The 12,024-nt window shown below is 75.7% G+C and carries 3 protein-coding genes; 1 reads left to right on the top strand and 2 read right to left on the bottom strand.

Annotated features, from left to right (window positions below; all coding sequences use genetic code 11):
• The first annotated feature begins 15 nt into the window (after window positions 1–15).
• Window positions 16–3,135 carry an AMP-binding protein gene (locus ACIQ87_RS06540; RefSeq protein ID WP_402402740.1) on the top strand — a complete coding sequence of 1,040 codons (3,120 nt, stop codon included), beginning with the start codon at window positions 16–18 and terminating at the stop codon, window positions 3,133–3,135.
• Between the two features lie 52 nt (window positions 3,136–3,187).
• On the opposite strand, the gene ACIQ87_RS06535 is transcribed toward ACIQ87_RS06540, so the two are convergent.
• Together ACIQ87_RS06535 and ACIQ87_RS06530 are read right to left on the bottom strand one after the other, a co-directional pair.
• Window positions 3,188–6,325 (bottom strand): amino acid adenylation domain-containing protein, encoded by a 3,138-nt coding sequence (locus ACIQ87_RS06535; protein WP_402402472.1) that lies wholly within the window; start codon window positions 6,323–6,325, stop codon window positions 3,188–3,190.
• Entirely contained in the window at window positions 6,322–11,874 is a 5,553-nt protein-coding gene (locus tag ACIQ87_RS06530) for an amino acid adenylation domain-containing protein (protein ID WP_402402469.1), read from the bottom strand. The genes ACIQ87_RS06535 and ACIQ87_RS06530 overlap by 4 nt, the downstream gene beginning before the upstream one ends.
• Between the last annotated feature and the right edge of the window lie 150 nt (window positions 11,875–12,024).

The following is a 12,024-nucleotide window of genomic DNA, read 5'->3' as shown; positions in this document are numbered from 1 at the left end:
CTACGGTCTGGACCAATCAGCGGCCGATCTTCCTCCGGCGCCGCTCCGCCGCGCTCCGAAAGCCTCCCGGGAGTCGTCATCAGCGCCCAGCCCGCCCCCGTCCCGCTCACGCTCCCCGCGCTCCTGGACCACCGGGCGGCGCTCCATCCCGACCGCACCGCCCTGCTCGTGCCCGGCGGCGGCAGCCTCACCTACGGGCGGTGGCGCGAGCGGGCGGTGCGGGCCGCGCACGGGCTGGCCCGGGAGGGCGTGCGGCCGGGCGACACCGTGGCGCTGCTGTTCACCAACCGGGAGTGGGACGCGTACGCCGTGGCGTTCCTGGCCGCCCACTACGCGGGCGCGGCCGGGCTGGTGGTCCGCGAGGACCTCGCCCCGGCCGACGTGGAGCGGCTCGTCGAGGCCACTGCGGCACACCGGGCGGTCGCCGGGAGCGGCCCGCGCACCGCGCTGCCCACCCTCACGCTCGACCACCTCGAGCGCGGCGCCCCGGACGGGACCGAACCGCCGCACCGGGCCGCCCCCGGGGACCTCGCCCAGATCATCGGGACCTCCGGCACCACCGGCACCCCGAAGGGCGTCCGGGCCGCCCACGCGAGCCTGACCGCAGGACTGCTCCTCGACCCCCGCCCCCGCCCGTACGCCCACTCGCGGCACGCCGTGCACGCCTTCCCGATCGGCACCAACGCGGCCCAGGCGGTCCTGGTGAACGCGCTGACCGCACAGCCCACGACGATCTGTCTGCCACGCTTCGACGCGGAGGAATTCGGGCGGGTGGTCGAGGAGTTCGGGGCGGGCACCGTCTTCCTGGTGCCGTCCACGGCGGTGGAACTGCTGAACTCCGGGATCGCCGGCCGCCGGGACCTCGGCAGCGTGCTGCTGGTCGGCTCCACCGCCGCCGCCCTCCCGCCGGCCGTCGCAGCCGGCCTGTCCGCCGCCCTGCCGAAGGCGACGGTCGTCAACACCTACACCTCGGCCGAGGCCTCCCCCGCCCAGATAGCCGCGGTCGTGGACCCCGACCGCCCGGGCTCGCTGGGCCGCCCCACCGACCCGGCCGACCTGCGGATCCTGGACGAGGCCGGCGAGCCGGTGCCGCCCGGCGCGACCGGCGAGATCTGGCTGCGCCAGCCCGGCCCGCCGCGCGGGTACGCCGGAGCGGACTCGGACACCGTCTTCCGCGACGGCTGGGTGCGGATGGGCGACCTCGGCCGGCTGGACCGGGACGGCTTCCTCCACCTCGTCGACCGGGAGAGCGACATCGTCAAGTCCGGTGCGCTGAAGGTCTCGACGCTGCGGATCGAGGCAGTGCTGCACGAGCACCCCCAGGTCGCCGACGCGGCCGCGCTCGGCCTGCCGCACCCGGTGATGGGCCAGGTGCCGGTCGCCGCGGTGGTCCCGCTGCCGGGCGGAATCGACCTCGACGGCCTGCGGCTCTTCCTGAGCGAGCGCCTCACCCGGCCCGAACTGCCCGTCCGCGTCCTGGTGCTGGACTCCCTGCCGCGCAACCCGAGCGGCAAGGTGGTCAAGCACCGACTGCGGACCGCGTTCCAGGAGGCCGCCCCGGCGGCCGGGCGGGCACCGGAGACGGAGCGGGAGCTGACCCTGGCCGGCCTGTGGCGGACCGTGCTGGGGCGGCCGGTCCACGCGGTGGAGGACGAGTTCTTCGCCCTCGGCGGGGACTCCTTCCGCGCGGTCCAGCTGGCCGCCGCGATCTCCGCCGAGTTCGGCGTGACGGCGCGTACCGCGCTCGTCTTCGAACGCCCCTCGCTGCGCGCCCAGGCGGCCTGGCTGGAGCGGGCCGAGGCCGCGCCGGCCCCGCCGGCGGTGGAGTCCGGCACCGAGGAGTCGGACTTCCTGCGCTCGCTGCGCGCCCAGCCGCACGACCTGCCGCTCACCTCCCAGCAGGAGAACTTCCTGCGCTGGATGGCCGAGGTCCCGGGCCGCAACGTCGGCTCGGTGGCCGTGATGTTCCGGGTGACGGAGGCCCTGCGGACGGACGTCCTGGCCGACGCCCTGCACGAGGCGATCCGCCGCCACCCCGCGCTGCGGACCAGGTTCGTCCCGGCGCCCGGGGCCGAACCGGGGGTGCTGCGGGCCGTCCTGGACGACGAACCGCGGGCGGACGTGGTGCTGGTGGACGCCCCCGGCGCGAGCGACGACGAGGTGTCGGCGCGGCTGGTCGCCGTCCGCGACCGGTTGACGGACGTCGCCTCGGGGCCGATGACCAGGCTGGCCGTGGTGAGCCGGGGCCGGGAGGACCACGTCGTCCTGCTGGCGGTCCACCACCTCGTCAGCGACGGCTGGTCGCTGGGCCCGCTGCTGCGCGACCTGGGCGTGTCCTACTCGGCGCTGCGCCACGGCCGCCGGGCGCCCGCCGCCCGGCCCGGCCCGGAGTACCGCGAACTGGTGGAGTGGTCGAACGCCCACTGGCCGGCTTCCCGGACGCACTTCGCGGCGGCGCTCGCGGACGCACCCGCGGCGATCGACCCCTTCCCCGGGCGCCGCCACACCGAGGTGGTGCTGAGCGCCGCCCACGCGTTCACGGTGCCCCCGGAGACGGCGGACGCGCTGCGGGCCAGGGCGGCGGACCTGGGGGCCACCCCTTTCCTCGCGGTGGCGGCGGTCTGGAGCGGCCTGCTGGCGGCCCGCAGCGGACAGCCCGACCTCGTCCTGATGACGCCGGTGCCCGGCCGGACCCGGCCGGAGGCGGAGCGGGCGGTCGGCTGCTTCGTGCAGTCGCTGCTGGTACGGGTGGACGTCTCGGGCACACCCGGGTTCGCCGAACTGCTCGACCGCGTCCGGTCCGCCGCCACCACCGCGCTCGACCACCAGCTGTACCCGTTCGCGGAGTTCAGCCCGCTGGCGCCGTTCGCGGCCTGGCTGCGGTACGAGAGCTGGAGCGCGCCGGCCCAGCTGCCGGGGGTGGCCTGCGCCGCCTGGGAACTGCCGCGCAACGCCACCGTGCCGTACCCGCTGCCCGGCGGCGACCTGCACGTCCCCGAACTCGCGGTCACCGAGCAGCCGGACGGCGGGCTGCGGTGCTGGCTGCGCTACAACGAGCACGCCTTCGAGGCCGGGGCGGTGACGGCGCTGGCCGAGAACCTCGCCGCCGCGCTGACGGGGGCGGCCGGGATCTGACGCGGGTGTGCCGGGGCCCGGCTCCGCAGCACGCGGAGCCGGGCCCCACCGCTCAGCCGGTCAGGCGCCCGGCCGCCTCCTCCTCGGTGAGCGCGTCGATCTCGGCGATCAGCAGCGCCTCGATCCGCGCCGCCAGGGCGGCCGGCGTGCTGCTCTCGAACACGTCCCGGATGGGGATGTCGAGACCGAGGCCGGCCCGGATCCGCGCGGCGACCCGGGTGACCAGCAGGGAGTCCCCGCCCAGCGCCAGGAAGTCGTCGAACACCCCGACCCGCGGCACTCCGAGCACCTCCTGCCACAGCTCGGTGACCAGCTGCTCGGCGTCGGTGCGCGGCGCGACGTAGCCCTCCGGGGCGGCCGGCCCGGGGTCGGGCAGGGCCGCGAGGTCGGGTTTGCCGTTCGGGGTCAGCGGCAGCCGGGCCAGGGTGAGCACGGTGTCCGGGACCATGTAGGCGGGCAGCCGCAGGGCGAGGTGCTCGCGCAGCTCGGCCGGTCCCGGCTCGGCGCCGGGGCACGGGACGGCGTACGCCAGCAGCCTCCGCCCGTCGCGGACCAGCACGGCGGCCTGCGCCACGGCCGGGTGCGCCGTCAGCGCCGACTCGATCTCCGCGGGCTCGATCCGGTAGCCGCGCAGCTTCAGCTGCGCGTCGCCGCGCCCCAGGAACTCCAACCGGCCGTCCGCCCGCCACCGCGCCCGGTCCCCGGTGCGGTACATCACGCCGCCAAGGTACGGGTCGGGTACGAAGGCGGCCGCGGTCAGGTCGGGCCGGCCCAGGTAGCCCCGGGCCAGGCCGCTGCCGCCGATGTACAGCTCGCCCTCGGCCCCCCGGGGCAGCAACCCTCCGCGCTCGTCCAGCACGTGGAGCCCCACCCCGGGCAGCGGGCGGCCCAGCGAGGGCCGGCGCTCGGCGTCCGCGGCCGTCAGCTCGGCCGCGGTGACGATCACGGTGGCCTCGGTGGGGCCGTAGGTGTTGACCAGCCGGACGGCGTCCCCGTGCCGTCGGCGCCAGCGGGCGACGGTGTCGGCCCGGGCCTCGGAACCGCCGATGACCACCAGGCGCAGCGCCTGCGGCCAGCGGGTCCGGTCGCCGAGGCCGACGAGCTCCTCCCAGTAGGCCGTCGGCAGGTCGAACACGGTGACGGCCCGTCCGGCCGGTCCGTCCAGCAGGTCGGGCAGGGTCCGGCCGCCGCCGGGCAGCAGTACGACGCACGCCCCGGCCGCCAGCGCCGGCCAGAGCTCCTCCACATGGGTGTCGAAGCCGAGGGAGGCGAACTGGACGATCCGGTCGGCGGGGCCCAGCGCGTAGCCGTCCGGGCCCGCCATCCAGTCGACCCGGGCGGACACCGCCGCGTGGTCCACCGCGACGGCCTTCGGCGTCCCGGTGGACCCGGAGGTGTAGAGGACGTAGGCCAAGCCCTCCGGGTCCACCGGGGCGGGCTCGGCGGCGGCCGCTCCCGTCAGGTCCGTGGGGGTGCAGGCGTCGGTGAGGGTGAGGACGGCGTCGGCCTCGCGGACCATCAGGGCCCGGCGGTCCCCGGGGTGGGCCGGATCGAGCGGGAGGTAGGCGGCGCCGGCCTTCCAGACCGCCGCCAGGGCGACGACCAGGTCGAAGGAGGGCGTCATCGAGACCGCGACCACCCGGCCGGCCACCGGGCCGAGCCGGCGCGCCAGTTCGGTGGAGCGCCGGTCGAGTTCGGCGTAGGACAGCGTCCGGCCGTCGCACTCCAGCGCCGGTGCGTCCGGCCTCGCGGCGGCCTGCTCCGCGAACCGCTCCAGCACCGTGCGCACGCCGGCGGGAGCGTCGGGCCCCGCGCCCAGCGCGAGCAGCGCCGCGCGCTCCTGCGCTCCGACGAACCAGTCGCCGTGCAGAGGGAGTTCCGGATCCTCGACGATCCGCGCGTACAGCTCGCGGCAGCGGCCGCCGAGCGCCTCGACGGTCTCCCGGTCGAAGAGCTCGCGGTCGTAGCAGAAGGAGAGCGTGAGGCCGCCGTCGGCGGTGCGCCAGCTGTCGAGCAGCAGGTCGGTCTTGGCCTGCTCGAAGCCGGAGTCCATGCTCGCCGTGCGGACGCCCGCGGGCAGCGCGGGCCCGCCGGAGCCGTCCGCGAGCTCGTTCTGGCTCTGGTGGACGAAGACGGCCTGGTAGAGCGGCCCGGCCCCGGTGTCCGCGGGCAGGCCCAGGTGGGCGGCGAGCCGCTCGGCCGGGGCGTCGGGGCGGCTGAGGGCGGCGAGCGCGGCGGCTCTGGTCCGCTTCAGCACGTCGCGGAAGCAGGGGTCGCCGGTGAGGTCCGACCTGATCACCGCGGTGCGGTTGAAGTAGCCGAGCAGCGCCTCGTGCGCCTTCTCGGTGCGGCCCGCCAGCGGGGTGCCGACCACGAAGTCCCGGCTGCCGGTCCAGCGCGCGAGCACGCACTGGTAGCCGGTGAGCAGCACCATGAACGGGGTGCACCGCTCCTGCCGGGCCAGCCGGTCGAGGGCGGTGGTCAGCTCGGGGCCGAGGTCGACGGTGACGAACCCGGCGGGCCTGGTGGGGTTCGACGGTCTCGGCCGGTCGAGGGGCAGGCGCAGCGCGCCGGTGCCGGCGAGCCGCTCGGCCCAGTGGCGGAACGCCTCCTCGCCCGCCTCCCCGCCGGTCCTGGCCTGTTCGGCGCGGGCGAAGTCGCCGTACTGCAGCGGGAGTTCCGGCAGGTCGGCGGGCGCCTCGCCGATCGCCTCGCGGTAGAGGGCCAGCAGTTCGCGCCACATCGTGCGGAAGGACCAGCCGTCGGCGACGATGTGGTGGACGACGACGCTGACCGCGTGTTCCCGCTCCCCCGCGCTGATCAGGGTCGCGCGCAGGGGCGGCGCGGCGGCGAGGTCGAACGGCGCGTTGACGTACGGGCGGCAGGCGTCGGTGAAGTCCGCCTCGGTGGCGCCCTCGGGCAGTCGGAGGGTGACCAGGTCGATCTCGGCCGGGGGCTGGACCAGTTGGACGGGCTCCGCCGCCTCGGGGCCGTCGACCACGAAGCGGGTGCGCAGGATCTCGTGCCGGGCGGTCAGCCGGGCGAGGGCGGTGCGCAGGGCCCGCGGGTCGATCGGCCCGGTCCAGCGCCGGTTGAGGTACATGTTGAAACCGGCGTCGTCCGGGTGGAGTTGCTGGAGGAACCAGAGCCGGCGCTGTTCGGCGGTCAGGGGGTGGGTGGCGGTGGTCACCGGACGGTCACCTCGGTCTCGGAGCGGTACGGGGGAAGGGGTTCAGCCGCGGCGGCGGCCCGGTCCTGGATGGCCTTCAGCCCGACCAGGTCCTCGGGCTCGGCGTCGGGCACGTCCCGGTCGAAGTGGCGCAGCACCGGGACGGCCAGGCAGACCAGCGCGAGGGCGGCCATGGCGAGGCCGAACAGCAGGTAGAGCAGTCCGATGCCGCGGCCGTCGCCGGTGCCGACGATCCGGCCGACGGTGGAGGCGAGGGCGCCGCCGTGGTCCATCAGCGGCTGGAGGAGTCCGGGGCCGAACGGGGCGACCACCGCGAAGCCGACCGGCAGGGTCGACCAGGCGACCATCGTGTTGACCGCGATCACCCGGCCGTGGAAGCGCAGCGGCACCTTGGTCTGCACGATGGTCGCGTAGGAGCCGTTGAGCAGGGCGAGCGCGAACGTCATGCCGAACGCGCCGAGGGCGACGGTCCAGATCGACGGGCGCAGCCCGGTGACCAGGCAGGCCGCGGCGACGGCGAGGGTGGCGAGCAGCACCCCGCGCAGCTTCCGTCGGCGCGGTCCGCCCCAGGCCACCAGGGTGATCCCGCCGAGCACGGCGCCCAGGCCGGCCGCCGTGGACACCCAGCCGGCCGCCGGGAGCGGGGCGAAGGAGAGCACCAGCGGGGTGATGAGCAGGAACAGCGGGGAGAGGAAGACGTTCAGGACGGCGAAGTACAGCAGCATCGCGCGGAAGTGGCGGCTGCCGAGGGTCCGTCGGAAGCCTTCGCGGATCTCGGTGGGGATGCTCTCCCGCCGGGTGGCGCCCAGCACGTCCGGGAACCGCACGGCCAGGGTGACGGCGATGGCGACGGCGTAGCCGGCCACGTCGAGGGCGAGGATGCCGCCGAGCCCGAGCGTGGCGAGCAGGCCCACGGCGAAGAGCGGGACGAGGAACTGGGCGAGGCCGAAGGCCATCTGGACCACGCCGTTGGCGCGGCCGAGGTAGCGCTTGGGGACGAGCTGGGGCACGGCCGCGTTCCAGGCGAGCCGTTGGAAGGAGAGCGCGGCGGACAGCACGGCGACGAGCGCGTAGGCGTGCCAGACCGCCAGGGCGCCGGTGGCGTACAGCAGGAGCAGGACGGCCTGGGTGAGGCCGGCGGCGAGGTCGCCGAGGAGCATGGTCCTGCGGCGGTCCCCCCGGTCGACGATCGCGCCGGCGATCGGGGCGGCGAGGATGCCGGGCACCAGGCCGCAGGCGGCGAGCAGCCCGAACTGGGCCAGGGAGCCGGTGCGCAGGTAGATCCAGACCGGGAGGGCGAACTCGGTGAGCGCCGATCCGATCATCGACACCTGCTGCCCGGAGGCGACGGTGAGGAAACGGCGCATGGTCGGGCGGACGGGCGCCCGTCCGTCGTCCGCCGCCGGCCCTTCGGCGTCCCGGGAGAGCCCGGCCAGCCACCAGGTCGCGCCGTCCGTCCGGCGGTGGCGGTCCTCCCGCCCCTCGGCGATCGACCGGTGGACGCCGCAGACGATGGCGGCGAGTTCGGCGGCCCGGTACTTGAGGTAGAAGTGGCCGGCCTCGTCGAGGACCACCACGGCGGTGGTGTCGGCGATCCGGTGCCACTCGCGGAAGCGCTCCCGGTAGAACTCGGTGGCCGGGTCGCGGTCGCCGCAGACCGCGATCACGGGCGCCTTGATCCGTCCGCCCTCGGTCCCGAACATCCGGGTGAAGTACCGTTCGACGTCCTTGGTGCCGGTGCGGCGGTTGCGGACGATCAGCCGCAGCTGTTCGGGCTCCAGGTCGTCGGTGTCCATCCCGGCGGCCGCCAGCCCGTTGATCATGTCCTGGTCGCTGCGCATCCGGTCGAGGAGCCGGGCCCACCGTTCCCCGACCACCGCGCCGCGCCCCCCGGGGCGGGCGAAGGGGAAGATGCCGCCGAGGTGGACGGCGTCGATCTCCCGGCCGGCGGCCTCGACCCGGCGGGCGATCTCGACGGCGAGGCGCACGCCGACCCCGCAGTGCCCGTACAGCACGATCCGGCCCTCGACGTTGTCGAGGATCTCGCGCGCGCAGCGGTCGGCGACCTCGTCGACGTCCATCGGTTCCTCGCCGAGTTCGTGTCCGGGGACGGCGATGGAGTGCAGCGCCCAGTCCTCGGGCAGGGCGTCGGCGAGCGGCTTGTAGATCAGTGCGCTGCCGCCGCCGTAGGGTGCGCAGACCACGCTGGCGGTGGTGCGGCGGCGTTCGGGGGTGAGCCGGTGCAGCAGTCCCCGCGGCCCCCGGTCGGCGCCCGGGTCGGCGACCAGCCCGGCGAGCTGCCGGACGGTCGGGAAGCGGAAGAGGTCCATCACGCCGACCGGGGTCGGCAGGTCGGGGAAGGCTCGGCGCAGCCGGGCGACGACCTGGGTGGCGAGCAGCGAGTGCCCGCCGATCTCGAAGAAGTCGTCCAGTGCGCCGACCTTCGCGAGGTCGAGCACCTCGGCCCAGATCGCGGCGATCAGGGTCTCGGTCTCGCCCTCGGGTTCGACGTGTCCGGCGGCCGGGGCGGTGTCCTCGGGTTCGGGCAGCGCCCTGCGGTCGATCTTGCCGTGGGGCAGCAGCGGCAGGCGGTCCAGGACGACGAAGCGGGCGGGGACCATGTAGTCCGGCAGGACCTCGCCGAGTGCCGTCCGCAGGTCGGCCGGGGCGGGGACGGTCGCGCCGCCGGCGCGTTCCAGGTAGGCGACGAGGTTCTGTCGGATGCCCTCGCCCCGGACGGTCACGAAGGCCTGGGTGACGCCGGGCAGCGCGGTGAGCGCGGCCTCGATCTCGCCGGGCTCGACCCGGTAGCCGCGGACCTTGATCTGGTCGTCGGCGCGGCCCAGGTACTCCAGCACACCGTCCGGGCGCCGGCGGGCGAGGTCGCCGGTGCGGTACATCCGGCCGCCGGTGAACGGGTCCTCGACGAAGCGTTCCGCCGTGAGGTCGGGGCGGCCCAGGTAGCCGCGGGCCAGCCGCTGCCCGCCGAGGTACAGCTCTCCGGTCACGCCGGGCGGCACCGGCCGGCGGGCCCCGTCCAGGACGTAGCAGCGCGCGCCGGCGAGCGGGGTGCCGATCGGGGTGCTCCCCGGGCCGTGCTCCCCCGGGAGGACCTCGTGCACGGTGACGCCGACCGTCGCCTCGGTCGGGCCGTAGTGGTTGAACACGGCGCAACCGCCCCGGGCGGCCAGGTCGGCGGCCCAGGCCCAGGACGAGGCCTCCCCGCCGAGTACCAGGGCCCGGCGCGGCAGCAGGCGCTCGACCGGGGCGTCGGCGCAGAGCGCGGCCAGGTGGGAGGGCGTCATCTTGAGGTAGTCGAGGGCGTGGGCCTCGATGTGTCCGGCGAGTTCGGCGCCGGAGATGCGGCGCGGCAGCAGGTGCACCCGGCCGCCGGTGGTGAGGGCCAGGTACAGCATGGTGATGCTGAAGTCGAAGGCCAGGGACTGCAGCAGTCCGTAGCGGGCGCCGGGCTCGATCCGCAGCCTCTCCCGGACGCCGGCCAGGTAGTTGAGGATCTCCCGGTGCTGGACCGCGACGCCCTTGGGCTGTCCGGTGGAGCCGGAGGTGTAGATGACGTAGGCGAGGTCCTCCGGTCCGGACGCCTCGGCGAGCGGCTCCTCGTCCGGGGCTTCGTCCGTCGCTTCGTCCGTCGCTCCGTCCGGGAGGTCGACGCGGTCCACCAGCAGTTCGGCGCCCCCGTACCCGGGGATCCGGTCCCGCAGGTGCGAGTCCGTCACCAGCACGCGGACGTCCGCGTCGGCCACCAGGTAGGACAGTCGCGCGGGCGGCTGCTCCGGGTCCAGCGGCAGGTAGCAGCCGCCGGCCTTCAGCACGGCGACCAGGGCCACGGCAAGGTCCGGGGACTGCTCCAGGCAGACCGCCACCCGGTCGTCACGGCCGACGCCCAGGGCGCGCAGCCGCCGGGCCAGGGCGGCCGCCCGCGCGTCGAGTTCGCGGTGGGTGACGGTGGCGTCCTCGAAGACCAGCGCGGGGCGGTCGCCGGCCTGCCGGGCGGCCTCCGCGAGCAGGGCGGTCAGCGTCGCCGGTCCGCCCTCGGGGAGCGCCGGTCCGGCGGCCCATCGTTCGACCAGGTCGCGGTGCTCGGCTTCGGGCGACAGCGGCAGGTCGACGACGACACGGTCCGGGTCGGCCGTGGCCGCCGTCATCAGGACCTCGAAGCGCTCGACGAGCCGTCGTACGGTGTCGGCGTCGAAGAGGTCGGTGCGGTAGGTGATCAGGCCGAAGAGCCCGCCGTCCTTCTTCTCCCGCAGGTAGAACGCGAGGTCGGAGTGGCTCGTGGTGACCGCGTGCCCGAATCCCTCGGCCGGGGTGCCGGGGGCGGTGGAGGCCGCGCGCTCGCCGTAGTTCTGGTAGGCGAAGGTCGTCTGGAACACCGCCGAGCGGCTGACGTCCCGCTCGATGTCCAGGTCCGCGACCATCTGCTCGAACGGCACCTCCTGGTGGGTGTAGGCGTTGAGCGTCGTCTCCCGCACCCGGCCGACCAGCTGTCCGAAGGTGAGCCCCTCCTCCAGCCGGGCCCGGATCGGCAGCATGTTGACGAAGGCCCCGACCACCCCCTCCAGTTCCCTGTGGAGGCGGCCGGCCACGGCCGAGCCGATCGCGAAGTCCCGCCGGCCGGCGTGCCGGCCGAGCAGCACCTGGAGCCCGGCCATCAGCACCATGTACGGGGACGCCCCGTGGGCGCGGGCGAACTCGGCGAGGGCGCGGACGAGTTCCGGGCTCCAGTGCAGTTCCACGGCCGCGCCGTCGAAGGTGAGCAGCGGGGGCCGGGGGCGGTCGGCGGGCAGTTCCAGGGCGGGTACGTCGGCGAGTTCGGTGCGCCAGTAGTCGCGGGAGGCTGCCAGGGCGCCACTGTCCAGCCGGTCGCGCTGCCAGCGCGCGTAGTCCCCGAACTGCACGGGGACGGGCGGGAGTTCGCTCTCGGCGTGGTGGGCGTACCGGGCGTAGAGCAGGTCCAGTTCCCGGTTGATGATGTCGATGGACCAGCCGTCGCCGACGATGTGGTGCATGACCAGGGCGAGGACGTGGTCCTCGTCGGCGAGCCGGATCAGCAGGGCCCGCAGCAGCGGCCCGGCCGCGAGGTCGAAGGGTCTGGAGACCAGTGCACCGATCTCGTCGGCGGCTCTTCGCCCGGGGTCGGGGTCGTCCGAGGCGTCCAGGTAGGCGGCGGCGAAGGGGCCCGGCTCGACGACCAGGACCTCGGCCCGGCCGTCCTCGGTGACCGGGAAGGTCATCCGCAGGCCCTCGTGCCGCGCCACCAGGGCGGTCAGGGCGGCGTCCAGGGCCGGGCGGTCCAGCGGCCCGCGCAGCCGGCGGGCCGGGGCGAGCGTGTACGCCGTCCCGCCGGGCGAGAACTGGTCCATGAACCAGAGCCGTTCCTGTCCGCTGGACAGGGGCGGCGCGCTGCCCTCCGGGCGGGGCTCGACCACCCGCACCGGCGCCGCCGCGGCGGCTCCGCGCAGGCGCTGGGCGAGGAGGGATCGTTTGGTGGCGGACCAGTCCGCGGGCAGGTCCTGGGTGTCGGTCATCGGCAGTCCGTTCGGGCGTGGAGCGGGGAGGGCGCGGCGGGGCGGTCGACGGCTGGGCGGCCGGCGGCGGGGCGGCCGACGGCGGGGCGGCCGACGGCGGGGCGGCCGACGGCGGGGCGGCCGACGGCGGGGCGGTCGACGGCGGGGCGG

Origin of the sequence: Kitasatospora sp. NPDC096204, from assembly GCF_044763205.1 — a bacterium.
In the GTDB taxonomy this organism is placed as follows: domain Bacteria; phylum Actinomycetota; class Actinomycetes; order Streptomycetales; family Streptomycetaceae; genus Kitasatospora.
Note: the sequence above shows the minus strand (reverse complement) of the source record. Positions and strands in the feature narration are given on the sequence as shown.